Here is a 25,657-nt window from a genome sequence, read left to right as displayed (position 1 = left end):
TTTGGATTAATGTTGTTGATCCCAAAACCGTCGGAATTTTTTTGCAACCTCAATGAGTTCTTTTTTGGCGCGTTGGGAAACCGGCGTTAAATTGGCAAAACCATGGCTCTGCTCAGGATAATGTTGATACGCTACATTCACGCTCTGCTGACGTAGCTTATGCAGATAGATTTCCGCTTCATCACGTAAAAGGTCATGACCCGCTGTTACGATAAACGCAGCAGCAACTTGCTTGAGTTGCCCATAGGTCGGTGAAACCAGTGGATCATCTAATTTTAGCTGATGCTGCGTGACATAAAATTCAGTCACTTGGTCTACATCCTCTGCAGTCAAGATTAGGCCATGCTGATAGGCATAAAAAGAACGATGACGACTCTTAAAATCAACTGTCGGATAGAGTAAAAGCTGAGCTTGTGGAGCGTAAACCTGTGCAATACTTTGCTGTGCCACCACAGTGGCTAAATTACCTCCCGCACTGTCCCCTGCCACGGCAAGACGATTTTTATAAATTTTAAAATGTTCGCGCTGCTGATAAATCCAGATCAAGGCTTCGAGGCAACTTTGCACAATTCGCTGAGGGCTGGCCTCAGGTGCCAAGGGATAGTCAATACTTAAAACCTGTGCCTTACCGTGCACTGCTAATAAACGACAGACTTCATCATGGCTTTCAATCCCGCCCATCACAAACCCACCCCCATGATAGAACACAATTAAAGGTAATTTTTTACGTGGTGCAGGATGATAATGTCGAGCAAACAGGGTTCCACTAGGTAGATCCAATTTTAAATCTTCTACCCAGGCCACAGATGTAGCCTCAGATTTAATCGCCTGCATGGTACTTTCAAATTCCTGCCGCGAACGCTGAATATCTGCACCAATCAAACCTGAATAACCTTGTTTGTGTTTGATGGCCAGCAAGCATTTGGTGAATGGGTCAAGTTTAGGATAAGAATCAGGATAACCAAGTGCTTTAATTAAAGAAGTTTGGGCTATTTTGGGCAGTTGATCCAACAGACGCAGCGCACTTCCCTGCTTCCTTTCTAGGAGCCGTTGCAGATCTAGATCAAACACCGCCATCTTTTCAATCCTATAGCTTTAAATTGCAAAAAGCATACTGCGAAATACAACGAAGCTTAGTGATTATTTTTTACAAACACAAAAAAGCAGTTACTCTCAGTCACTTTGCCATTAAATTTAAATAAACCGAGGCTATAAAGTGAAGAAAAAACCTCAAAAAAAGAAGAGGAAAGATTTGAGCAAAAAAAAAGCTTATCGAGTCAACAGATAAGCTTGAAAACACAAGAAAAATATCAAGAGAAACTACAGCGATAGAATCTGGAGCAGATATTAAGGACCAGGCGAAATTTTGTGAAATACTTATTTTGGCTGATTCTCATCGTTTTTATGTATAAATATTAAGCAAAATTCGCTATAAGAATGAATTAGCCTTTTGCGATAAGAAGTTTCGACCTTTGCTTACTCCAACTGCAAAGTAAATCCAACTACTTTAAAAAAATCACAATAACATGAAAGGATTACCATGCCCATTTATACAACAATCAAGTGATTTTCCTCATCATAGCAACTTGAATTTCTAAACATTGCCCATACCTCATGTGTATTGACTAAATAGAGCAAAAGCATGGCAGTTCAGAATCAATACAGTGAAGACTGAAGCCAGCAAGGACTGTACATGTTTAAAAACCCATTTAAACGGAGATCATCAATGGCAAACGAGCAAAACGAACAGTCTCAAGAGAATGTTCAGCAAGAAGAAATCCTGACGGAAGCGGCTGAACAAGAAGCAGCTGAAGTAAGCATTGAAGATTTACACGCAAAAATCGCCCAACTTGAAGATAGCCTAAAACTCGAAAAAGCTCGTGCTGCAAATGCAATTTATGAAGCTGAAAAAACTAAAGAGCGTTTAGAGCGTGAAGCAGAAAATGCGAAAAAATTTGCATTAGAAAAGTTTGCCAAAGGCCTGTTGGATTCTGTAGACAACCTAGAACGCGCATTGCAAGCTGCCGGTGACGAAAAAACCCCACTTTCTGAGGGTGTAGAACTAACCCTAAAAGCCTTGCTCACCACACTAGAAAAATTTGAAGTAGTGGCGGTAGATACCAATAGCGGCTTCAACGCTGAAGTCCACCAAGCGGTTGGCATCGATCCAAATGCAAAAGCCGGTGAAATTGGTGTTGTTCTGCAAAAAGGTTACACCCTTGCAGGCCGTTTATTGCGTCCAGCCATGGTGATGGTCGGTCAATAAGCAAAAAATCGGGAGTTTTAGAGTTTTTTTAAACATCATAACTTGAAAAAAATTCAATGGCTCTCATATCGGATAACAAGCGAAAACAATTGCAAAAAATTTTTGAGGAACAGATCTAATGGCTAAAATCATTGGTATTGACTTAGGTACTACAAACTCATGTGTTGCTGTACTTGAAGGCGACAAAGTTAAAGTGATCGAGAATGCTGAAGGTGCGCGCACCACACCATCGATCATTGCGTACAAAGATGGCGAAATCTTGGTTGGTCAGTCTGCTAAACGTCAGGCAGTGACGAACCCTAAAAATACATTGTTCGCGATCAAACGTTTGATTGGTCGTCGTTATGAAGACCAAGCGGTGCAAAAAGATATCGGCCTTGTACCTTATAAAATCATCAAAGCTGACAATGGTGATGCTTGGGTAGAAGTAAACGACAAGAAACTTGCACCACAACAAATCTCTGCAGAAGTTTTGAAAAAAATGAAAAAAACTGCAGAAGACTATTTGGGTGAAACAGTGACTGAAGCCGTTGTTACTGTACCGGCTTACTTTAACGATGCACAACGTCAAGCAACTAAAGATGCTGGCCGTATCGCGGGTTTAGATGTTAAACGTATCATCAACGAACCAACTGCTGCTGCACTTGCGTTCGGTATGGACAAAAAAGAAGGCGACCGCAAAATCGCAGTGTATGACTTGGGCGGTGGTACTTTTGACGTTTCAATTATCGAAATTGCAGACCTAGATGGCGACCAACAGATCGAAGTATTGTCAACTAACGGTGATACCTTCCTGGGCGGTGAAGACTTCGATACAGCATTGATCGACTTCTTGGTAGAAGAGTTCAAGAAAGAGCAAAATGTGAATCTGAAAAATGATCCACTTGCCTTACAACGTTTAAAAGAAGCTGCTGAAAAAGCCAAAATCGAGCTTTCTTCTTCAAATGCAACTGAAATCAACCTTCCATACATCACCGCTGATGCCACTGGTCCTAAACACTTAGTGATCAACGTAACACGTGCAAAATTGGAAGGTTTGGTTGCTGATCTGGTTGAACGTACAATTGAGCCTTGCCGTATTGCCTTGAAAGACGCTGGTCTGTCAACTTCAGACATTTCAGACGTAATCTTGGTGGGTGGTCAGTCTCGTATGCCACTTGTACAACAAAAAGTACAAGAATTCTTCGGCAAAGAGCCACGTAAAGACGTGAACCCAGACGAAGCAGTTGCGATTGGTGCAGCAATTCAAGGTGCAGTATTGTCTGGTGACAAAACTGACGTATTGCTTCTTGACGTGACTCCGTTAACGTTGGGTATCGAAACCATGGGCGGTGTATTAACACCAATCATCGAGAAAAACACCACGATTCCTGCGAAGAAATCTCAAGTGTTCTCAACTGCAGCAGATAACCAACCTGCCGTAGATATTTCGGTTTACCAAGGTGAACGTAAGATGGCTCAACAAAACAAATTGTTGGGTAACTTCCAGTTGGGCGACATCCCACCTGCACCACGCGGTGTACCGCAAATTGAAGTGTCATTCGACATCAATGCGGATGGTATCTTGAAAGTATCTGCGAAAGACAAGAGCACAGGTAAAGAACAATCTATTCAAATTAAAGCAAACTCTGGTTTGAGCGATGCTGAAATTGAAGCGATGATCAAAGATGCTGAAGCGAATGCTGAAGAAGACCGCAAGTTTGAAGAATTGGCAAAAGCACGTAACGAAGCTGATGCCCTGACTTCAAGTGCACAAAAAGCGGTAAAAGATCTTGGCGACAAGGTGACTGAAGATGAAAAAACAGCAGTGAACACTGCAGTTTCTGAACTTGAAGCAGCAACCAAAGAAAATGATGTAGAAGTCATTAAAGCCAAAACTGAAGCATTACAAAACATCTTGATGCCAATTACCCAACGTGCTTATGAGCAAGCTCAACAAGCCGGTGGTGCACAAGGTTTTGATCCGAATGCATTCCAAGGCGGTGATGCAGGTCAGCAAAAAGCCGATGATGGCGTTGTAGATGCTGAATTCACTGAAGTAAAAGATGACAAAAAATAATTTGTCAGCTTAATAAAAAACCGCGCTTATGCGCGGTTTTTTATTTTTAGCAGTATGCTGCGTGCATATAAGAGATATAAATTCTTTTCTTTTATTTGGCTTGAGAAACCATGATTCCGATTCAGGTCGATCAAAGCTAAAACTCATCATCCATTTAACTCACAGTGTAAAAAATCCTTACGTGTTCATTCGCTTATGTCTTAGATCACAAGGCAATTCCATACAATTCGTGTTATTGTGGAGATGAAAAGAGACGCCAAGAAATTAGTGGAGATCCATGTGAGTTACTACCATATCCTGATAGAAGTAAATGACCACATCAGCACAATTGAACAGAGCCGCGATATCGAAATCTTTGATATTGTCGAGATTCAACCTTATCTCCACTCCATTCTCTTGCCTTTTTTTAACGAGCAATTGATTGAACTCGAAGATGAAAATGTCGAATTTAAGGATATTTTACATCTTGAGGTAAAACAGACTCTGCTCCCCATTCAGCAGCTGATTGAAGAAGAACAGCGTCTTCTACCAAGTGACACCGATGTCACGATTACGGCGTATGAGATCTTTAATAATCGTGATCTCAGCCAAGATGTCACCACAGTCATTTTTGACATCTTAGACGCAGTCAAACTCGATCCAGAAGCTTAACTTGATCTCCTTTTAGAGCAATATAGACTCTAAAGGGATGCTTTGGAATTTACTGCATCAAACGTTGGGCATTTTCATTTCTGAAAGTACGCAAAATCTGCTGGCCTGCCCGTCCAGTCGGGTTTAAACCTAAACGCAACTGCTCCTGACGGATGGCTTGACGGGTTTTATCACCGATCAATCCATCTGCCTCACCAATGTCATAGCCTTTATTTAATAAATACTGCTGTATCTCACGGCGTTCTGCACGTGAAGTTCCCGCATCATCTGTCGGCCACGGCGTAACAAAACCACTTTGTCCTCGTAAACGGTCTGATAAATGGGCAATCGCCAAGGCATAACTTTCAGCAGCATTATAGCTGTACAAGGCATCAAAATTTTTGAAAACTAAAAAGGCTGGTCCATTTGTACCGGCAGGCGTCATTAGACCGGCAGGTGTCTGTTCAGACAGGTTACCTTGCAATAAGGTATTTCCATCGGCGCGTAGTACACCTTGATCTATCCAGTAACGCAAAGCTTTCTTATTACGGCGTCCCTCACCTTGTATCTCCAAATTCGCAGGCAATTTAACTTCAAAACCCCACGGCATACCGCTTTGCCAACCTGCCTGTTGCAAGAAATGGGCTGTTGAGGCCAAAGCGTCCGCAGTGCTAGAGACGAGATCGCGTCGGCCATCTCCATCAAAATCGACTGCTAAGCGCTCATAGGTCGAAGGCATAAATTGGGTATGGCCAAATGCGCCAGCCCAAGAGCCACGTAACTGCTCTTGCGTGACATCACCTCGCTGTAAAATTCGCATAGCGGTAAAAAACTCGCTACGAAAATAACTTTGACGGCGTCCTTCACAACTCAACGTGCCTAATGCCTGTAACAATGGATACTTACCAGCAATATCACCAAAATTACTTTCTACACCCCAAACAGCGACTACCGTTTCAGGCGCTACACCATAAACCTGTGCCACCTGGTTCAGTACCGCACGGTGCTGTGCCAGTTTTTGCTGCCCTAAAGCTACCCGTTCGTCATCCACCAGACCGGACAGGTAATCCCAAATTGGTGTAGAAAACTCCGGTTGATAGTTGAGTTTTTCAATGACTGAATAATCGGGTGTCAGATCACGTGTGTATTGGGCATAACGGCTTGGCACGACCCCTGAGGCCACTGCCTGATCACTCAACCCTGCCAAACATGCCTGAAAATTATTATTTGTCACGGATGTCGTGCGTGGATTTTCTAATAGATCACTTTGGCTGAGTGTTTTGCCATTCAGGATTAATTCGGCCTGAGCGTGTGTCCAACACAATAATCCTGAAGCACACAAGACTATAAAACGTCTCATCGATTTCACTACATCTTTAAATTCAAATTTACCTTTACCATAACAGGATTTAACGAGAGTTCAGAGATGAATTGGTAAATTTGAATTTATTTTGCGTCAATTTAAATTCATTTTCCGTTTTTAAATTCAAATAAAGATATCCACAACCACGTTTTTAAATTCAAAACCCAATTAAGGATGTATTTTGAATTCAAATTAAGGTTTATAAATTCAAATTAGGCAGAAAAGCACCTGCCAAATGTGGATAACTCAACCCAACAAGAAAAAGATGAATTTAAATCCTGCTATTTAAATTCATATTTCAGGTTTAAATTTAAAAATTGAACCATTTAAATTCAAATCTGACTTTTAAATTTAAAAGAGAATTTTAAATTCAAACGAGCCACATATTTTTTGAATTCAAAAAAACTCTTCCTCGGCACATCAATCATCCAAATACCAAGGTTCACTTGTTATAACAAATGTTTATTTTATAAACAATAAAGCTGAAAGATCAGCCGACAGATGGCTGAAAACATAAGAGGCGGCAATCATGCCGAATCTGCAGACAATAAAAAAGCGCTCCCGCTAGAGAACGCTTTTTTAAACAACAGTTGGGAGTTTAGATGCTCATATCTTGAGTCAAAGCCAATGGTTCTGGCAGGATCTTCGCCAGTGCACGGCATAAAGTGGTTAATTCCGAGCTATCCACAGGCATCAAAGTAATATGACCTAGTTTACGGCCTTGACGTTCAGTTTTGTTATACAAGTGCAAATGGGCACCATTTAAAGCCAATACATCTTCAGACTTCGGATGCTGACCAATGATATTCACCATCACGGTTGGACGAACCACATCTGTTGAGCCAAGTGGCAGGCCAGCAACGGCACGAATGTGGTTTTCAAACTGCGAACAAACAGCACCTTCAATCGACCAGTGACCGGAATTATGCACACGTGGCGCCATTTCATTGGCATATAAGCCTTTTTCAGTCACAAACAGCTCTAAAGTCAATACACCCACATAATTCAAGTGATTGAGCAGGCGAGTGATGTACTCTTGAGCAAACGGTTGTAAATCCGCACTATTTGGTGCCGGTACAATCGAATGCGACAGAATGCCATTATGGTGATGGTTTTCTGCCAATGGCCAGGTTTTTACTTCACCATTTTGTCCACGTACCGCAATAATAGAAACTTCACGGGAAAAGTTCACAAAACTTTCAGCAATCAGACTACCGGCAGGACCAAGCTCTGCCCAAGCCTGCTCAATCTGATCCTGAGTGCGCAATACGAACTGGCCTTTGCCATCATAACCGCCTGTCGCAGTTTTTAGCACTAAAGGTAAACCCAGTTCAGTCACGGCGGCATGCAAAGTTTCCAGTGAATTTACAGCACGATACGGTGCAACCGGAATTCCGAGCTGATCAAACAGGCTTTTTTCCAGCAGTCGGTTTTGAGCAGTTGCCAATGCCTGACGCGGTGGATGCAACGTTTTGCTTTGTGTCAAAACATCCACATCAGCTAACGGCGTATTTTCAAATTCCAGACTGAAGACATCCGCACTGGCCATAAATTCCGCCAAACCATTTTCTGTCTGACTGGAGAAAACTGGACCTAAAGCTGCAGAAGGGCAGTCATTACTCGCTTCATAGAAGGTACATTGAATATTCAGTGGTAATGCAGCTTGCGCCATCATACGACCCAACTGGCCGCCACCAAAAATACCGATGGTTTTATTCATGATGCCAAAACCCTTACTTACATTTGACCCGGAATATTGTTGTTGGCCACTTTCGCGGTTTGTGCTGCGCGGAAATCGGCCACATTTTTTGCAATTTCAGGACGTGTTAAACCCAAAATCTGCGCTGCCATAATGGCCGCATTGCTCGCACCTGCTGGACCAATCGCCAAGGTTCCTACTGCAATACCAGCAGGCATTTGTACAATTGAAAGCAGAGAATCTACACCATTTAAAATCGAAGATTTCACCGGTACGCCTAGTACAGGCAAATCCGTTTTAGCCGCACACATGCCAGGTAAGTGCGCAGCACCACCTGCACCAGCAATAATGACCTGAATGCCACGCTCACGGGCTGTTTCAGCATATTCAAACAGACGATCCGGTGTACGGTGTGCTGAAACCACTTCGGCTTCAAACGGGACACCCAACTGTTTGAGCATATTGGCAGTATGTTCAAGAGTTGCCCAATCTGATTGAGAACCCATAATAATTCCGACTAGAGGTTGAGCGTCGCTGACCGCATTCATTGGCAATTCCAAAGGCTATTAGGTAAATGGAAGAAAAATCTCGACTAAAGCCAAGCTTAAATTGGAGAAAGTCGACTATTATAGCGTGTTTTTAAGCCACGTCCCAAGACTAAGGGGCTTAAGGGCAGAGATAAATACGAGAAAATCCGATAAAATCGGATCATCCGGCTAACACAGCCCAAACCTGATGTTTAGGCATTACGGAAAATAAAATACACACAACCACATAAACATAAAGCCGCCCAGAGATAATCCAGCTTAAACGGTTGTTTAAACAGAAACAGCATAAATGGCACAAATACCAGTAAGGTGACCACTTCCTGGGTGATTTTCATTTCACCGGTCATCCAGCCTTGTTGCGCCAGCAAACGCGTGGCTGGAATCATAAAACAATACTCAAAAAACGCGATACCCCAACCCATCAGGATGGCTTGCCATAAGGGAGCCTGATGTAAAAATTTAAGGTGTCCATACCAGGCCAGAGTCATAAAACAGTTGGATAGAATTAAAAAACTCAAGGCAATGAGGGTCTGGTTCACAGCAACAGCTTCCTGGATCATACGGGTTAAATGCAGCAAGCCGATGATTATAGACCGAGGCCGGAGACTCTTCCCATTTGCTATCAGTACGCACTTAAAAAAGAGCAGTGCAAACGGGCAGGGGATTTTCTGTAAATTTCGTTCGCTGCGACACAACTCACTCTATCTTTTCAGCCATAGCCTTGCTATCGTTTCTGCCACAATTTTTTATAAATAGCGTGCGTCTACTGATCAAAGGGACGCAACAAAATGAGTAGTGGAGTAGGTAAATAATGCATCTGCATATTTTGGGAATTTGTGGCACTTTTATGGGCTCTTTGGCCTTGCTTGCACGTGAACTGGGCCACACCGTGACCGGCTCGGACCAAAATGTTTACCCTCCAATGTCGACTCAGCTGGAAAATGCAGGGATTGCCTTAATGCAAGGTTATGACCGCAGCCATTTGCAACCTCATCCGGATCTGGTGATCGTTGGTAATGCCATGAAACGCGGTATTGATGCTGTGGAATATATGCTGGATGCCGGCTTACCTTATGTGTCCGGCCCTCAATTCCTGGCTGATCACGTGTTGCAAGGCAAACACGTCCTAGGCGTCGCGGGTACACATGGTAAAACCACCACGACGACCATGCTGGCCTGGGTACTCGATCAGGCCGGTCTCAACCCGGGCTTTCTGATTGGCGGCGTACCACTATGTTTTAGCCAGAGTGCACGTTTGGGCGGAAAATACTTTGTGGTCGAAGCCGATGAATACGATTCGGCATTCTTTGATAAACGTTCCAAATTTGTGCATTACCATCCCCGTACCGCAATTCTCAACAACCTGGAATTTGACCACGCCGACATTTTTGATGATCTGGCAGCCATTCAGAAACAATTCCATCACTTGGTACGTACCATTCCAAGCCAAGGCCGTATTATTGCGCCTATTACTGAAACGAATATCGATGAAGTGTTGGCAATGGGTTGCTGGACTCCGGTCGTCCGCACCAGTTTACAGCCTCATCCGCAAGCCGCGCTTTCTGCTGAATTGATTGCGCTGGATGGCAGCCATTTCAAAGTGTTGGAGCAGGGCAATGTACAAGGTGAAGTCTGCTGGAGCATGACGGGTCAGCATAGCGTTGCCAATGCACTTGCCACGATTGCAGCTGCACAGCACGTTGGTGTTTCGATTGCACAGGCATGCGAAGCGCTGTCGAATTTCGCAGGCGTCAAGCGTCGTATGGAGCTGTTAGGTACGATTCGGGGTGTCGAGGTATATGATGACTTTGCCCATCATCCAACCGCGATTGAAACCACACTGGATGGTGCACGTAAACGCCTTGGTGAACGCCGTCTATGGGCGATTATTGAACCACGTTCAAATACCATGCGTATGGGCAGCCATAAGGACGGTCTGGCACATTCGGCACGTCTAGCCGATGAAGTGATCTGGTATCAGCCAGAAGGACTGGACTGGGATTTACAGCCCGTTATTGACTCAGCTCCGAATTCTGCACAGGTCAGCCGTTCTTTGGACGAGATTATTCAGCGTATCGTCAATGAAGCACAAGAAGGGGACGCCATAGTGATTATGTCGAATGGTGGTTTTGGTGGACTCCATCAGAAACTGATCACGGCTTTAAAAGGCTAAAATCAGCTGAGCATTAAGCCCAACTGCTGTTGGGCTTTTTTATGTCTCGATACCTATCGTTAAAAGTTTCACCTCTCAATCCATCACTCAATCCGCTTAATTTTTGAGTGGGAAGAGAATCGATAGAACATCCTGTAGCAGGTTTCATAGACAACATGAACACTTTACGTTAGGCTTTTTTTATAAGTAACAACAAGATTCAGGGATTGCCATGCATATAGTCGAAGATATCTATTTATCCAAAGAAGAAGTCGAATCTTTGCTGTTGGGATTGATCAATGCCCAGCTCGAACCTGAATTTTTAATGCAGGATTTCGTGAAACATCAGGTATTTTCACTGGCGCAATATTTCCAGCAGGATTGTGAGCGCGAGATTGATTTTGCCCAGGTCGCTTGTCCGATCAAGGTACGTGCCCAATATCCGAACCACCGCTTAAAACGGGAATTTCTGGTAGAGTTGCATATGACCACCACACCTTTTTTCACCTATGATCCCGAGCAGAACCAGGTTTCCTATTCTTATATGATGAAGGATTTTTATCTGACCGATATCATTTTCTATGATGCCTATACCGGTGAAAACCTGCAGGCTTGGATGCAAAAACGCTTTGTTATTCAGCAGGGAGAACGTGAAATCGAGGTTAATTCGCTATCTTGGTATGCGGAATACAATCTGCCCCAAGTCACCCAGAACATGGTGTCCTTGGTACATGAAGAAAGCTTTGACACCGGACTGGATCAAATCGTCAATGAAGTCAATTTACGCCTGCAACAAGCCAAAATCATAAATTAAAACAGACTTGCTGCTCAGCCATTAGGCTGAGCAGACGTTGATAATCCTGTCCTCGATCTGCTCATTTCGCCCAGACATCCGCAAAACTGGCCTCGCGCTGAAACATCACCACCACATAAGAACAAACCGGAATAATCTTGACTTGCTTGTCACGGGCAAATGCAACAGCAGCATCCAATAACTGCCGGGCAACGCCATGACCGCGCATGGAAGGGCATACCCAGGTGTGATCAATCACAAACTGATCCGGACTGCGCCACGCATAGGTGAGTTCGCCTACACGGCGCCCATCACGCTCCATAAAAAACTCACCTTGCTGCTGATTTTCACTGTGCTGAATATCCATGTGATTCACCTGTTTTTTTCATTAAAGCCTTCCTTAAACATGCCACATTTTGCAAAAGAATAATGTGGATTTTCATGATTTTTTCGTCGTGAATAAAAACGAAAAATTGCATCCTTAAGTAAACTGTGTAATCCTATTCAAATAGTCGGGAATCTAGACAATTTCCCACCCAATTAAAGTTGAACAAGGGGAGTAGCCTCCTCCAAACATTACTGCAACGCTGTAATGTGCCAGATTTCGTCAATACACTTTGCAAAAAGTCGGAATCTGGGCATCCGCAATATTCAGGATGTAGGCAAGACCTTGATCATGTTGATACAGATGTTTAATTCATCTGGCAACAGGTCAAGGTTTTTTTGTACCTGTTTGCCAGAACAGGAGAGTTGATTATGGAATCCATAGGCAATATTTGGCTGTATGTGATTTTTTTCTCGATCGTGGCTGTCATGCTCGTTATTGATTTTATGGGCTTTAAACAGCAGAAGGATCAGCCTGTTTCCATTAAAAAAGCAGCCTGGTGGAGTGCTGCCTGGGTCAGTGTTTCCTTGTTGTTTGCAGGTGGGTTGTGGTTTTATCTACAACAGAGCGCAGGCCTTCACATCGCCAATCAAAAAACGCTGGAATTTATGACCGGTTATTTGCTAGAAAAATCGCTGGCGATCGATAACGTTTTTGTCTGGTTGATGATTTTCTCCGCCTTTGCCATTCCACCTGCCTTACAACGACAGGTACTGCTTTACGGCGTCTTGGGCGCAATCGTGCTGCGAACCATCTTCATTTTTATCGGCGCCTGGATGGTGCAAGAATTTTCCTGGATTCTGTATATCTTCGGAGCTTTCCTGGTCTATACCGGGTTTAAGTTCCTGAAAGGGCAGGAGGAAGACAGCAATATTGAAGATATGAAGCTGTTAAAGTGGCTACGTAAGCATTTACCGATTACGCAGAAACTGCACGGCAACCGCTTTTTTATTCGCGAGCAGGGCAAACTTTGGGTAACCCCTTTGTTTATCGTGCTGATCCTGGTGGAATTCTCTGATGTGATTTTCGCGGTCGATTCGATTCCCGCAATTTTTGCCGTCACCAGCGATCCGTTTATCGTCCTGAGCGCAAACCTGATGGCAATTCTGGGTCTGCGTGCCATGTTCTTCCTGTTGGCAGGTGCAGCGGTAAAAATGCATTATTTACCTTATGGACTCGGAATTATCTTGTTGTTCATCGGGTTTAAGATGCTGATGCTGGATTTGTTCCATGTACCAATCTGGCTATCACTCAGCTTTATCGCGATTGTACTGAGCATTACCGCATATCTGTCACTGCGCCATCACCAACGTAATACACCCGTGCAGTAAACTCTATTCATACCTTATTGCACTGGCGGTTATGAGGTATTTCAAACATGGTGCAACTGTGATTTTTTCTGCCTCGGTTGCACCAATCTCGACAATCGCAACGAAAGTAACCTTGTTCCCTATACACAAAAACTAAAACTGCATCACAGTTTTTCAACTTTTTTTCTTTACACCATCCTGCAACAGCAGATCTGGCAAATTTTTTGCAACAGTAAAGAAAAAAACCTTAAATTCAGGTGAATCCCAAAAGGGTTCACCTGAATTTATTGCTGCGGTTTGGCATTGAAGGTATGCACTCTCTAAATAAACGCTTTGCAAGCTAAAAAAACAGTTGAATGCCGGACACAGGTAAGACTCAGAGCAAACTGCTTTACTCGATTATCATCAGTAGACCAACCTATCCATGTAAAATTTCAGTGCTCTATTTTTACTAGGGCAGGGGATGCAATATGGACTTTTTTACATTAAAATTTGACCATTCACTCAAATTCTGAGGTGTTGCTGGTCAACACCTTTTTTATTTTGCTTTTTTAGGTATTTCTCCATGACCGTTCCTATGCATGTGATGATTTCTGCTGAGCAGATTCAAGCGAAAGTCCAAGAACTCGGTCAGCAAATTGATGCTCACTATGCGCATAGTGATAAAGATTTGGTGCTGATCGGACTGTTACGTGGCTCTGTCATTTTTATGGCGGACTTGTGCCGTAGCATCCAAAAACCGCATGAACTCGACTTTATGACGGTTTCAAGCTATGGCAGCGGTACCGTTTCTAGCCGTGATGTAAAAATCCTGAAAGATCTTGATGGGGAAATTCGCGGTAAAGATGTTTTGGTCGTAGAAGATATTATCGACTCTGGTAATACCTTAAGCAAAGTATTGGAAATTTTGCAGACACGCCAACCCAACTCGATTGAACTGTGTACCCTAATCAGTAAACCGTCACGCCGTGAAATCCATTTACCGGTACGCTTTCTCGGCTTTGAAGTAGAAGACAAGTTTATCGTGGGTTATGGCCTGGATTACGACCAAAAATATCGTCATTTACCTTTTATCGGTGAAATTGGTTTGTAAAATATTTCAGAAGAAGTGGCCAAATGGCCACTTTTTTTATACAGATCTCGCACAGCTGAGCGAGATTGCCACAAAAACCCAACAGCTTCGCCCTGATGCTCACTTGGCTATTGAGCTGGCCTACCGCATGATAAAAGCACACCCCCAATAAGAAGAGAACAAGAAGGAGATTTCTAATGTGGTCATTGATTGTTGCGATTGTGGTGGGTTTTGTTGCCGGTTTAGTGGCGCGTGCCTTGCACCCTGGAGATGATAAAGCCGGATTTTTAATGACGACCCTGCTCGGGATTGGCGGTTCACTGCTAGCAACTTATACTGGACGTGCACTCGGTTGGTATGATGCCAATTCTGCCGCAGGCTTTATTGCGTCCGTGATCGGTGCTGTGATTATCCTGCTGATTTATAATTTGATCAGCAATCGTCGCCGGGTTTAAAACTCCTATAAAAAAAGCACCCGCAGGTGCTTTTTTTACGCGATGAATCACAGATTAAATTCTTTCCATATCTGTTCAATCTGTTCAGCAGGGTAGGCACCCGTCAGTTTAAAACCATTAGACAGGATCAGGGTTGGCGTACCTTCTACCCCTAAACGTTCACCCAGCTTGAGGTTCTGCTCTAAAGGTGTGCTACAACTGGCTGTGGTACTCGGTGTGATATTTTTTTGTAGCAAGTTGCTCCAGGCCTGGCTTGGATTTTTATCACACCACACCTGTTTAGACACCGTCATGGACTGTGGTTTTAATGGGTAAATAAAAGTATAAATCGTAACGTCCGTCAGTTTGGCCAGCTCCGCCTCAAGACGTTTACAATATGGGCAATTTGGGTCAGAAAAGACTGCTAACTGGCGTTTCCCAGTGCCTCGTACGGTTTTGATGGCATTTTTCAGCGGTAAGCTTTTCCAGTCCACCTGGTTTTGTTGCAAGATCAAATCACGGGTCAGGTTCTTTTGATCTTTCAAACGAATCATGGATCCGGCTAGCAGATATTGCCCCGATTCATCGAGATACACCACCTGATCTTCAAACGTGGCGCTATACAATCCAGGCATCTCGGTTTTTTGTAGGTTTTCAATTTTTAAAGCGGGATATTGCTGCTGCAATTTGACTTTTAAGCTGGTGACATCCGCAAAAGTACTGTGAGTCGTGAGCATCAATGTCACTGCAAGCAGGCCGAGTTTTTTCATCATTTCAGTTCAAGTCTGGTCAATCCTAACGCTCGATTCTACGCAGAAACCCACAGCTGAGTCAGTGAAATTTGCCAATTTACAACCAAAATTTTCCGTAACTCAGCTCATCGGTTTCACGTGGAACATCAAACAAGCGCTGGGCGATTGATTTCGACCGAAATATGCACCAGTTCTTCATGAATGGAGAGTACTTGACGGACCTGATCGGCATCTAAAGCTGCCTGCGTATCTAAGGCCAAAATACAGGAAAATTTGCCCTTACCAACTTTCCAGACATGCAGATCGGTGATCTCAACAGTGCAGGGTAGCTGATCAATGACTTCACGGATTTCAGCAATCACCGGATGATCCATTTCAGCATCCAGCAAGGTCTTGCCGGTTTCTTGCATTAAACCGATGGCCCATTTACCCACCAGCAAGGATCCAACAATCCCGAGCAAGGCATCTAAAAAGTCCCAACCAAAGTATTTCCCGGCAAACAGGGCAATAATCGCGAAAATTGAAGTCACCGCATCAGCCACCACGTGCAGGAAAGCAGCTTTCTGGTTGAGATCATGTTCACCGTGCTCATGATGATGATGGTGATGGTGATGGTGATGGTGATGGTGATGGTGGCCATCATCATGCAACAACCAGGCACAAATCAAGTTAATCAGCAGACCAATGATTGCAATGGAAATGGCTTCATTGTATTGAATACTCACAGGATGCAATAAACGGTCAATGGACTGAAAAGCCATAAAAAAGGCCACCACCAGCAGCAAGATTGCACTGCTATACCCGGCAAGAATCTCGATTTTCCATGTACCGAAACTAAAACGTGCATCATTGGCATAATGACGTGCAGCACGATAGGCAAAATAAGCCAGGCCCAATGCCAGCATATGCGAACTCATATGCCAGCCATCCGCCAAAAGTGCCATTGAGTTAAAGATCCATCCCCCTAAGACTTCTACCACCATCATCGTGGCGGTTAGAATAGTGGCGATGAGAATACGTTTCTGTGCAAGGGGGTTACCTTCATCAAAACGGTGATGGTGACGGCGGGATAAACTGGAATGTTGCATAAACAGGTCATGTTAAAATACTCCCCTCTAGTATATTTGTTTTTGGAGTAAAAAGTTGAGCCACATTTATCAGGACAAGAAAATTTTAAACCGTATCAAGCGTCTGCAAGGTCAGCTCAAAGCGCTGGAACAAGCTGTACAACAGCCGGAAACCAGCTGTATTGAAGTATTACAGCAAGTCGCCGCAGCCAAGGGAGCGATGGGTGGTTTAATGAATGAACTGATCGAATCCCATCTGCGCCAGCACGTGATTACCGATGAAACAGCGATCAACGAAGAGGAATTGGTGAGATTTTTGGCCATTCTGAAGCGTTATAACTAAACTTGATCTGTTCTCATGAATGGAATTGACGTATCTATTGCATCGGCATAGGCTAGTCTTATCGCTCTTCTTTCCTAGCCAACACTCGCCTGCTTTATGGTGGCGGGTTGAATGTTGATGATCCATGATGAAAAATAATTCCTGGCGACCGTTTTTGCTGGTCAGCCTCGCACTGTGTATTGGAACACTCGGGACAGCACTGGCTAGCCCACTCTATCCCATTTATCAAGAGCTTTGGCACTTACTACCAAGCCATATTACCTATATCTTTGTCGCCTATATGTTTGGCTGTCTAGCCACACTGTTATTTTTAGGCAGAACCAGCAATAGTATTGGCTATTTGCGTAGCCTGCAGATCGGCTTGGTCTTTGTCATTCTCGGGTTGATTTTGTCAGCTTGGGCCTCAACTGCCTACACTCTCGCGATTGGACGTTTTATTATCGGGATCGCCTCTGGTTTGATCAGTACCTCAGCCATGCTGGGATTAATCTACACCATTCCCGAACAGCATAAATCCAATGCTGCCCAATTCAGTTCGATCATTACCGTTTTGGGTTTTGGTTTGGGGCCACTCGTCGGGGGCCTGATTGCCGAGTTTTCAGCACAACCACTGATCACGCCGTATTTGCCGATCATTGTGATTGCCGTGTTATCCCTGTTTAGTCTGTTTTCCTTAAAAACCCCACGTTTTGAAACACAACCGTTTTCAGCCGCACCCCATCTGGAACTACCAGAAAAGTCCTATCACGCAGCTTTCTTTATTGCCGGGCTAACCGCTTTTACCGCTTTTGGAACCTTCAGCCTCTTTGCCTCTTTAGCGGCCTCTTTTGTACAGGAAATTATCCCTTGGCATGGCCCCCTAGTGAGTGGCAGCGCCATTTCCAGTATTTTGTTTATCTCTGCTGCGGTGCAGTTCTACGCTAAATCCATGTCTCCCAACCGAAGCATTCAAATTGGTTTGGGCGCGTTGCTGGTCAGTTTTGTTTTGCTGGGCTTGTGCATGACGCTGCACTGGAGTTGGCTGTTCTTTGTGAGTGACATTTTAGTCGGTATTGGGCATGGTTTAGGGCTGTTGGGCGCGTTTGGTTTGATCCATCAGATGACACACACGCAGAATCGGGCCGCTGTGATGTCAACGTATCTATTTGTAGGATATCTCGGCACGATTGTGCCGATTATTGCGGTAGGCTATTTGGCAGACCATTTTGGCCTGATGACTGGCGTATTAGGTTTCTGCCTGGCTATTGGGCTGTTATGCCTAGTATTGCTGATATGGCAAAAGAAGAGCCTTAAAATCTAAGACTCTTTTTGAAGATCTAAACCATTACGATTAACCGTAAAGTAAAGCAATTTTAACCTCCTTTCTCATCGATCTCCTCCTGCGTGAAAAAGGAATGAGAAAAGCAATAACGCTGATTATAGTCTATGGTGGATTGCTTCAAAATATACGTCCGAGGTTACCCAGGCATCGCATTAAAAGCATGCACGCCACTGCCAGAATATGGGTTTAATCAGCAAAATTTGTAAGTTACTGTATCCATATAATGCTATTTGTTATGAAATTTGTGCATTGTGGTACAGTGAGCTGACTTGAGGATAGCGTATTGAGCCTGCTCCCATTAAACTCATCAAATAACGTATAAAAATTCAAAAATAGTTACTCTCATCCCATTTTTAAGTTATCTGGCTCATCTGTCATCTCAGTGAAGGTCAACACGAGGAGAAAATTATGCAATCTCCTGTCAATGAAGCAATTCAGACGCACTATACACGTACTGATTTGGGAGACATCATCCTAGCGGCGCTAGAAAAAGCAGGCAAGGACGTGAATCACCTCACACCCGAAGATCTAGCCCCCATTGACGAGTTTCATATCCGAGGACGGGCAGCAACCCTTGAGCTTGCTCAGGCCGCAGGACTTGATTCAACAAAGTGCGTACTTGATGTCGGTAGTGGGGTTGGCGGGACATCACGTTGTCTTGCGCAGCAATTTGGCTGTCACGTCACCGGCATCGACCTCACAGAGGAATACTGCCGCGCTGCTGCAATACTCTCATCCAGAATCGGCCTTACACATCTGACTGACTACTACCAAGGCGATGCAACCCAGCTGCCGTTTCCCGATCAGACATTCGATGTGGTCTGGACAGAGCATGTGGCGATGAATATCCCAGACAAGACTCAGCTATATCAGGAGATGTACCGGGTTCTAAAACCGGGCGGCACACTGGCAATTTACGATGTCCTTGCCGGTCCATCTGGTCCAGTGCTCTTTCCCGTACCGTGGGCACGCACACCGGATACTAGCTTCCTTGTGCAACCCGATGAGCTGCGCAAACTGCTTGAGGAAACCGGATTCACGATTACTGACTGGTCGGATACAACTGAACGTGCACGTACATGGTTTGTATCTCTGGCCGAAAAAATCCAAAAGGAAGGTTTACCATCCCTTGGATTCCATATCCTCATGGGTGCAGATTTTAAAGTGATGGCACAGAATCAGGGACGAAACCTGCAAGAAGGGCGGATCGTTCTTGCACAAATTGTTGCGAGAAAATAGAGGTCCAGATTTTGACTATTTTCCGATACAGAACGATCCAAAAATCTTACCCAATAAATCATCTGCACTGAATTCACCGGTAATTTCAGCAAGTGCATTTTGGGCCAAACGCAAAGATTCCGCGACCAGCTCACCGGCATGATAAATCACCAGTTGTTCACGTGCTTCAGCCAGATAGGCTTGGGTGCGCTTCATCGCGTCCAAATGGCGGGTTCGAGCGATAAAGGTATCTTCTTCAGGGTGGAAGCCTGCATGCGCTGTAATCGCATCAATCAGGCCTTGTACACCCATCTCTTGCTTGGCCGACACAGTAATATGACGAAAACCTTGATAATCGCTGATCTGTGGCATTTTTGCGGTCAAATCACACTTATTACCGATCAGTATTAAACGACGAGGTTCTAAATGCTCAGCAAAATAACTCTGGGCCAGCTGGAGTGGATCATCATTTTGGCTGAGGTCATACACCAAAAGTAATAAATCGGCCTGTTCAATTTCCTTGATGGCACGGCGAATCCCTTCTTTTTCCACCACATCACCAGTTTCACGCAAGCCAGCGGTATCGGTCAGGGTAATCGGCAAACCATTCAGGGTGATTTTTTCATGTAGTACATCACGCGTAGTGCCCGCAATATCAGTCACAATTGCACGATCAATGCCCGCCAAGGCATTCAGCAAGCTGGATTTACCCGCATTCGGCTTACCTGCAATGACCACCTGTAAACCTTCACGCAATAACTGGCCTTGACGAGCCGATTGCTGTACTGCCTGTACCGAGTCCGTGACATCGTCGAGCAGATTCAGAATTTTGCCATCCGCCAGAAAATCGATTTCTTCTTCAGGAAAATCAATCGCAGCTTCCACATGCAAACGCAAATGGATCAATTTTTCCAATACGGTATTAATTTTGCTGGAAAAAGCGCCTTGTAAAGAACGCACCGCTGAACGCGCCGCAGCTTGTGACGTAGCATCAATCAGATCGGCAATCGCTTCCGCCTGAACCAGATCCAGCTTGCCATTTTCAAAGGCCCGCATGGAAAATTCACCCGCTTTGGCGGCCATAGCACCCAGTTCAAACAGACGTGCCAACAAGGCATTTTGAATCACTGGACCACCGTGGCCTTGCAATTCCACCACATCTTCACCGGTAAAAGAATGCGGATTAGGAAAACACAGTACCAAACCTTCATCCATTACCTGACCGTCTGCATCATAAAACTGGCGAAAACCAGCCATACGGGCTTTCGGCAAGTCCTGCTGGGTCAGGGCTTGAGCAATCGCATAGGCTTTTGCACCCGACAAGCGGATAACACCGACACCACCGCGGCCGGGTGGGGTTGCAATGGCAGCAATAGTGGTTCGGTTTTGCATAAAATTCACCTAAATGTCGCAAAAAATCGGCAAAGAAAAATCCGCCTAAGAGTACCATCTTAAGCGGATTTATTCAGCTGTTCACAACAGGTTGTGAATTAAGCAACTTCTTCTTTTTTCAAACGCTCTTTTTCAACGCTCTGTTTGATAAACCACTGCTGGGTAATAGTCAGCAAGTTGTTGACGATCCAGTACAGTACCAAACCTGCTGGGAAGAACAGCAAGAATACGGTAAACACGATCGGCATGAGCTTGAATACTTTAGCTTGCATCGGATCAGCAGGCTGCGGGTTCAACATTTGCTGAACATACATGGTCACACCCATGATCAACGGCAAGATAAACCATGGATCCATCGCAGACAAATCCTGAATCCAGCCTAACCAAGGTGCATGACGCAACTCAACACTTTCCATCAACACCCAGTACAAAGCCAAGAAAATCGGCATCTGCATTAGCAGTGGTAGACAGCCGGAAAGTGGATTCACCTGTTCACGCTTATAAAGCGCCATCATTTCTTGCGAGAAGCGCATACGGTCTTCACCGAATTCTTCTTTCATGCGCTGCATTTCAGGCGCAATCACACGCATTTTCGCCATAGAACGATAGCTCTTAGACGATAATGGCCAGAGAATCAGTTTCACCACGACAGTCAACAGAATGATTGACCAGCCCCAGTTCCCAATAATGTTGTGGAAGAACTGCAAACCGATAAACAATAGCTTGGCAATCGGCCATAACCAGCCGTAATCCACGGTCTGGTTCAAACCAGCAGCTAGATCTTTCAACTCAGACTGAATTTTTGGACCTGAATAGAAGGTTGCATCCAGTTCAGCCACTGTACCTGCTGGCACGTTCACGGTCGGCGAGCTAAAACTGATGATATTCATATGATCAGCGGACTGACGTGATTCAAGCTTCGCAGTATATGGCTGTCCTTCAGCTTGGGTCAGTTTTAGATTACCCGGAATCCATGCACTCACAAAATAGTGTTGTACAACCGCAATCCAAGCATTTTTTGCTTCAACGTTGAGTTTTTCATCAGTGAAATTAGCGAATTTCAGCTTGTTATATTGCTCATCCGGTGTACCCCAAGCGCCACCGAGGAATGTACCCAAGGTAAAGATCCCTTGTGAGGACTTACCCGGGTCTTCCGAATTGTCACGCTTGATCTGACCAAACATCTGACCTTGCCAGTTTTGTGCAGAACGGTTAATTACCTTGTGGCTTACCACAATCGGATATTCACCCTGCTTGAAACTGAACGTCTTGATGATTTCAACGCCATCCGCTGTCTTGTAGACCATTGGAACCGTTAAAGTCTTATTTTTCGCATCGGCCAAGCTATATTGTGTTTTTTCAACTACATAAAGTGGTCGACCAGCACGGTTACTGTCTGGACCATTCAGACCAATCAGACCAGATTGCGCCACATACGTCCGTTTAGCATCGCTCTCCAGCATTACGAAAGGCTGGTTGCTGTTTTTATCCTTGTCATGATTGAGTAATTCAATACGAACAATATCACCACCTTTTGGATTGATCCAAAGATGATAAAGGTCAGTCTGTACTGAAATAAGCTGTTGACTTACAGGTGCTGTGCTACCCGTTGCTTGCTGTACAGCAACATTTGCTTGCGGAACATCAGATGTTGCTGATGCCGTCTGGCCATTTGGCAAATCTGCAGATACTTCATGTGAAACTGCCGCGACAGCCGGTTGCTGTGCTGGAGTTTCAACATGACCATAATCTTTTTGCCACGCCAAAATGAGCAAATATGCGACGACAAACATGGCCCCGAGAATGGCAATCCTGGCCCATTGTTGCATATCAATTACCCCAAATGGTTAGAGTGATTTTGGTTCAATAAACGATCACGAAAGGGTACAGCAACGTGACGCGTTTGAGAATCTATTTGCTGAAAAGAAATAAAACGAATTGCCTTAGGGGGAACAGGGTCATAACCAGAACCACCCCACGGATGACAGCGACAGAGACGTTTACCGGCCAGCCACGAACCTTGCAGCGCACCATGTATATGAATGGCTTCTAATGCATATTGTGAACAAGTCGGGATATAACGACAACGTGGTCCGAGTAATGGACTAATCGCGATTTGATAGAAACGTATCAACCAACGCAGTAAACGCGTCATTGGTGATCTCTACTGTTGTGGGGAGAGAACAGCTGTTTTTTGATGCTTTTTGGCCAAGCGTTGTAACTTTTGCCAAGCAAATTCTAATTGCTGGTGCAATTCTGCATTAGGTACTGCTTCAATACCCACCTTAGGCATCACCACAATATCTAACAAACCCAATTGCTGCTGATGCAAGCGAAAACTTTCGCGAGCAAGACGTTTTACTCGATTTCTTTCATGTGCACGGCGTACTTTTTTCTTGGCAACAACAATACCCAAACGGCTTTTAGGCTGTTCGGTTGGTTTTGCCAAAAATAAGAAATGGGGTTGATGCACTTTAAAAAGCGCACCATCAAACACACTTTTATAATCTGCAGCACAGCGTATGCGAACCTCTGTGCTGAAGCTATAAAGTGTCATGACACCCATAAGCCGGGCAGCTAACTGAAATTAAACAGTTAAGCTGTGACGACCTTTTGCACGACGACGAGCTAATACTTGACGACCAGCTTTAGTAGCCATACGAGCACGGAAACCATGAACACGCTTACGCTTTAATTCAGATGGTTGGAATGTACGTTTCATATCGAAACTCCAAAAATGATCTTTCTATAAAGGTTCGCGATTGTATTGTGCATTGTTTACGCTGTCAATGAAAACACGGTTTTGTTACGTATTTCTGTTAAATTTTTTATGTATAGAGATCCTTGTCTAGAATTGAGTTAAATGATGTCAGATTATTTACCCACACACTAACTTATTCATTTCTAAAAAATCACTTGATTTGTGAACAGTTTTATCCACAATAGATAGTGTTAGTTAAATTTATTTTTACTTTGTTCCGAGAGTTTAAATTTAAATTCATTTCATATTTAAGTTATCCACAAACAGATAGCCTCTTATAAATAAATTCAAATTTATAAATTTAAATTTATTACTATTAGGATGCGTTTTTTGTGTGGAAAAGCTATTTTTAAATTTAAAAAACATCTACCTACATTGTGGATAACCGTGTTTTTATTTTTTTGATAGATTGTGGATAAGTTTATGTTATATTTTATCCACAGGTTGCGGATAAACTTATCCACACAGCGTTTAAATTTAAATTTATTTGTGATTGGTTTGTTTTTTAGTCGAAATCACTTTAATTCATCATGACAGATGTGGATAACTTGGTTAGAATGGCGACCCCTTCTATGGGGTGGTCGCTTTTTTAAATTTAAATAATCACATAAACAGGGGTTTCACATGCTTTGGACGGACTGCTTAACTCGCTTGCGACAAGAGCTCTCTGATAATGTCTTTGCGATGTGGATTCGTCCTCTGGTTGCTGAAGAACTTGAAGATACTTTAAGACTCTATGCGCCAAATCCTTATTGGACGCGCTATATTCAAGAACATCATCTGGAACTGATTACGATTTTGGCTGAACAGCTTTCTGAAGGCCGTATCCGCCATGTAGAAATCTTGGTTGATTCACGTCCGGGTGCTATTTTGTCGGCTTCAGAACAACCTGCCACGACTACAGCAGCTTTGGAAACCGCTGCACCTGCTCCAGTTGTGGTACCTAAAGTCAAAAAAGACAAAGAAGTGGACATCGCAGGAAATAAAATCAATAAAAAACGTTTATTGAATCCACTTTTTACTTTTTCTCTCTTTGTTGAAGGCCGTTCTAACCAGATGGCTGCGGAAACCTGCCGTAAAGTTTTAACCCAGCTGGGGGCTTCACAACATAATCCTTTGTTTTTATATGGTCCGACCGGTTTGGGTAAAACCCACTTGATGCAGGCTGTTGGTAATGCTTTATTACAGGCAAAACCGAATGCACGCGTCATGTATATGACCGCTGAAAGCTTTGTACAGGATTTTGTCAGTTCTTTGCAAAAGGGCAAGGTTGAAGAATTTAAGAAAAATTGCCGTTCTCTAGATTTGTTACTCGTTGATGATATTCATCTCTTGGCTGGTAAAGAGGCGAGTCTGGTTGAATTCTTTTATACCTTTAATGCCTTGCTGGATGAATCTAAGCAGATTATTTTAACTTCAGATCGTTATCCAAAAGAATTGACGGAACTCGATCCTCGTTTGGTTTCACGTTTCTCTTGGGGCTTATCCGTGGGTGTTGAACCCCCAGATATTGAAACGCGTATTGAAATCTTGTTGAAAAAGGCTGAAAGCAACGGTATCGATTTGCCGCGTAACTGTGCATTATTTATTGCTCAGCAAGTTGTTGCGAATGTGCGCGAACTGGAAGGGGCACTCAATAAGGTGGTCGCGATTTCCCGTTTTAAGGGTACACCGATTGACCTGGATGTCGTCCGTGAATCTCTTAAAGATGTTTTGGCGATTCGTGCACGAACCATTAGTGTGGAAAATATCCAGCGAGTCGTTAGTGAGTATTTCCGAATTCCACATAAAGAACTGGTCGGTCCCAAACGAACCCGAATTTATGCACGTCCCCGCCAATTAGCAATGGGTCTTGCGCGCGAATTAACGGGCGATAGTTTTCCTGAAATTGGTATGGCATTTGGTGGTCGCGATCACAGTACCGTGATGCATGCCTGTGAGAAAGTTCAAAGTCTGCGTGAAGAAGATCCGATCTTTAACGAAGACTACAAAAATCTGCTCAGATTATTGCAAAGTTAATGCGCTGATGATTCAAAAAAGCCGCCTTGCAAAGCGGCTTTTGTTATCGCATAGTACACAGCTAAAAACACCA

Annotated in this window: 25 protein-coding genes; 12 read left to right on the top strand and 13 right to left on the bottom strand. The window is 44.0% G+C overall.

Features of this window, described 5'->3' with window-relative positions:
- Positions 1–6 precede the first annotated feature (6 nt).
- Positions 7–1,077, bottom strand: coding sequence for an alpha/beta hydrolase (locus PGW99_RS11660; RefSeq protein WP_273777883.1), 1,071 nt, complete (start codon positions 1,075–1,077; stop codon positions 7–9).
- Between the two features lie 649 nt (positions 1,078–1,726).
- Here PGW99_RS11660 and grpE point away from each other — a divergent pair.
- The 3 genes from grpE (at position 1,727) to PGW99_RS11645 (ending at position 4,976) form a co-directional block, all read left to right on the top strand.
- The gene (gene grpE / locus PGW99_RS11655) at positions 1,727–2,266 is read left to right on the top strand and encodes a nucleotide exchange factor GrpE (protein ID WP_273777882.1); all 540 of its coding nucleotides are present in this window, start codon (positions 1,727–1,729) and stop codon (positions 2,264–2,266) included.
- Between the two features lie 118 nt (positions 2,267–2,384).
- Positions 2,385–4,325: a molecular chaperone DnaK gene (dnaK, locus tag PGW99_RS11650; protein WP_273777881.1), complete on the top strand. Its 1,941-nt coding sequence runs from the start codon at positions 2,385–2,387 to the stop codon at positions 4,323–4,325.
- Positions 4,326–4,592: 267 nt separating this feature from the next.
- Positions 4,593–4,976 carry a hypothetical protein gene (locus tag PGW99_RS11645; protein ID WP_273779503.1) on the top strand — a complete coding sequence of 128 codons (384 nt, stop codon included), beginning with the start codon at positions 4,593–4,595 and terminating at the stop codon, positions 4,974–4,976.
- A gap of 49 nt (positions 4,977–5,025) precedes the next feature.
- Here the strand turns inward: PGW99_RS11645 and PGW99_RS11640 are convergent, their stop codons facing one another.
- The 4 genes from PGW99_RS11640 to PGW99_RS11625 form a co-directional block, all read right to left on the bottom strand.
- Positions 5,026–6,315 carry a lytic murein transglycosylase gene (locus PGW99_RS11640; RefSeq protein WP_273777880.1) on the bottom strand — a complete coding sequence of 430 codons (1,290 nt, stop codon included), beginning with the start codon at positions 6,313–6,315 and terminating at the stop codon, positions 5,026–5,028.
- Positions 6,316–6,916: 601 nt separating this feature from the next.
- Entirely contained in the window at positions 6,917–8,038 is a 1,122-nt protein-coding gene (locus PGW99_RS11635; RefSeq protein ID WP_273777878.1) for a 5-(carboxyamino)imidazole ribonucleotide synthase, read from the bottom strand.
- 17 nt (positions 8,039–8,055) lie between these two features.
- Positions 8,056–8,565, bottom strand: a complete 510-nt coding sequence (gene purE, locus PGW99_RS11630; protein ID WP_273777877.1) for a 5-(carboxyamino)imidazole ribonucleotide mutase — start codon at positions 8,563–8,565, stop codon at positions 8,056–8,058.
- Positions 8,566–8,756: 191 nt separating this feature from the next.
- Positions 8,757–9,125: a DMT family protein gene (locus PGW99_RS11625; RefSeq protein WP_273779502.1), complete on the bottom strand. Its 369-nt coding sequence runs from the start codon at positions 9,123–9,125 to the stop codon at positions 8,757–8,759.
- Between the two features lie 251 nt (positions 9,126–9,376).
- Between PGW99_RS11625 and mpl the strand changes: the two genes are divergently transcribed.
- Both mpl and PGW99_RS11615 read left to right on the top strand, forming a co-directional pair.
- Positions 9,377–10,738 carry a UDP-N-acetylmuramate:L-alanyl-gamma-D-glutamyl-meso-diaminopimelate ligase gene (gene mpl, locus PGW99_RS11620; RefSeq protein ID WP_273777876.1) on the top strand — a complete coding sequence of 454 codons (1,362 nt, stop codon included), beginning with the start codon at positions 9,377–9,379 and terminating at the stop codon, positions 10,736–10,738.
- Between the two features lie 211 nt (positions 10,739–10,949).
- Positions 10,950–11,531, top strand: a complete 582-nt coding sequence (locus tag PGW99_RS11615) for a hypothetical protein (RefSeq protein ID WP_273777875.1) — start codon at positions 10,950–10,952, stop codon at positions 11,529–11,531.
- Between the two features lie 61 nt (positions 11,532–11,592).
- Here PGW99_RS11615 and PGW99_RS11610 read toward each other — a convergent pair whose 3' ends face one another.
- Complete coding sequence (locus PGW99_RS11610) at positions 11,593–11,877, bottom strand: GNAT family N-acetyltransferase (RefSeq protein ID WP_273777874.1); 285 nt, start codon at positions 11,875–11,877, stop codon at positions 11,593–11,595.
- A 389-nt stretch (positions 11,878–12,266) separates the two neighbouring features.
- Between PGW99_RS11610 and PGW99_RS11605 the strand changes: the two genes are divergently transcribed.
- From PGW99_RS11605 to PGW99_RS11595, 3 genes are all read left to right on the top strand, one after another.
- Entirely contained in the window at positions 12,267–13,226 is a 960-nt protein-coding gene (locus PGW99_RS11605) for a TerC family protein (RefSeq protein WP_273777873.1), read from the top strand.
- 544 nt (positions 13,227–13,770) lie between these two features.
- A complete protein-coding gene (hpt, locus tag PGW99_RS11600; protein WP_273777872.1) occupies positions 13,771–14,298 on the top strand; it encodes a hypoxanthine phosphoribosyltransferase in 528 nt (175 codons plus the stop codon).
- Positions 14,299–14,474: 176 nt separating this feature from the next.
- Complete coding sequence (locus PGW99_RS11595) at positions 14,475–14,732, top strand: GlsB/YeaQ/YmgE family stress response membrane protein (RefSeq protein ID WP_273777871.1); 258 nt, start codon at positions 14,475–14,477, stop codon at positions 14,730–14,732.
- 47 nt (positions 14,733–14,779) lie between these two features.
- Here PGW99_RS11595 and PGW99_RS11590 read toward each other — a convergent pair whose 3' ends face one another.
- Both PGW99_RS11590 and dmeF read right to left on the bottom strand, forming a co-directional pair.
- Positions 14,780–15,484 (bottom strand): DsbC family protein, encoded by a 705-nt coding sequence (locus PGW99_RS11590; protein ID WP_273777870.1) that lies wholly within the window; start codon positions 15,482–15,484, stop codon positions 14,780–14,782.
- A gap of 125 nt (positions 15,485–15,609) precedes the next feature.
- Positions 15,610–16,551, bottom strand: a complete 942-nt coding sequence (gene dmeF, locus PGW99_RS11585) for a CDF family Co(II)/Ni(II) efflux transporter DmeF (protein WP_273777869.1) — start codon at positions 16,549–16,551, stop codon at positions 15,610–15,612.
- A gap of 55 nt (positions 16,552–16,606) precedes the next feature.
- On the opposite strand from dmeF, the gene PGW99_RS11580 reads away from it, so the two are divergent.
- From PGW99_RS11580 to PGW99_RS11570, 3 genes are all read left to right on the top strand, one after another.
- Positions 16,607–16,873 (top strand): metal/formaldehyde-sensitive transcriptional repressor, encoded by a 267-nt coding sequence (locus PGW99_RS11580; RefSeq protein ID WP_273777868.1) that lies wholly within the window; start codon positions 16,607–16,609, stop codon positions 16,871–16,873.
- A gap of 127 nt (positions 16,874–17,000) precedes the next feature.
- Positions 17,001–18,173 (top strand): MFS transporter, encoded by a 1,173-nt coding sequence (locus PGW99_RS11575; protein ID WP_273779500.1) that lies wholly within the window; start codon positions 17,001–17,003, stop codon positions 18,171–18,173.
- A gap of 429 nt (positions 18,174–18,602) precedes the next feature.
- Positions 18,603–19,433, top strand: coding sequence for a class I SAM-dependent methyltransferase (locus PGW99_RS11570; protein ID WP_273777867.1), 831 nt, complete (start codon positions 18,603–18,605; stop codon positions 19,431–19,433).
- Positions 19,434–19,448: 15 nt separating this feature from the next.
- On the opposite strand, the gene mnmE is transcribed toward PGW99_RS11570, so the two are convergent.
- The 5 genes from mnmE to rpmH all read right to left on the bottom strand — a co-directional run bounded on the left by mnmE (position 19,449) and on the right by rpmH (position 23,526).
- Positions 19,449–20,804, bottom strand: coding sequence for a tRNA uridine-5-carboxymethylaminomethyl(34) synthesis GTPase MnmE (mnmE, locus tag PGW99_RS11565; RefSeq protein ID WP_273777866.1), 1,356 nt, complete (start codon positions 20,802–20,804; stop codon positions 19,449–19,451).
- Positions 20,805–20,902: 98 nt separating this feature from the next.
- Positions 20,903–22,633 (bottom strand): membrane protein insertase YidC, encoded by a 1,731-nt coding sequence (gene yidC, locus PGW99_RS11560; RefSeq protein ID WP_273777865.1) that lies wholly within the window; start codon positions 22,631–22,633, stop codon positions 20,903–20,905.
- 5 nt (positions 22,634–22,638) lie between these two features.
- On the bottom strand, positions 22,639–22,959 hold the full coding sequence (gene yidD / locus PGW99_RS11555) for a membrane protein insertion efficiency factor YidD (protein ID WP_273777863.1): 321 nt from the start codon (positions 22,957–22,959) through the stop codon (positions 22,639–22,641).
- 9 nt (positions 22,960–22,968) lie between these two features.
- Positions 22,969–23,361 (bottom strand): ribonuclease P protein component, encoded by a 393-nt coding sequence (gene rnpA, locus PGW99_RS11550; RefSeq protein WP_273777862.1) that lies wholly within the window; start codon positions 23,359–23,361, stop codon positions 22,969–22,971.
- 30 nt (positions 23,362–23,391) lie between these two features.
- Positions 23,392–23,526 (bottom strand): 50S ribosomal protein L34, encoded by a 135-nt coding sequence (gene rpmH / locus PGW99_RS11545; RefSeq protein ID WP_000831329.1) that lies wholly within the window; start codon positions 23,524–23,526, stop codon positions 23,392–23,394.
- A gap of 663 nt (positions 23,527–24,189) precedes the next feature.
- On the opposite strand from rpmH, the gene dnaA reads away from it, so the two are divergent.
- Positions 24,190–25,584 carry a chromosomal replication initiator protein DnaA gene (gene dnaA / locus PGW99_RS11540; protein WP_273777861.1) on the top strand — a complete coding sequence of 465 codons (1,395 nt, stop codon included), beginning with the start codon at positions 24,190–24,192 and terminating at the stop codon, positions 25,582–25,584.
- Positions 25,585–25,657 lie beyond the last annotated feature (73 nt).

The organism is Acinetobacter sp. GSS19 (assembly GCF_028621895.1).
In the GTDB taxonomy this organism is placed as follows: Bacteria; Pseudomonadota; Gammaproteobacteria; order Pseudomonadales; family Moraxellaceae; genus Acinetobacter.
This window is presented reverse-complemented; position numbering and strand designations above follow the sequence as displayed.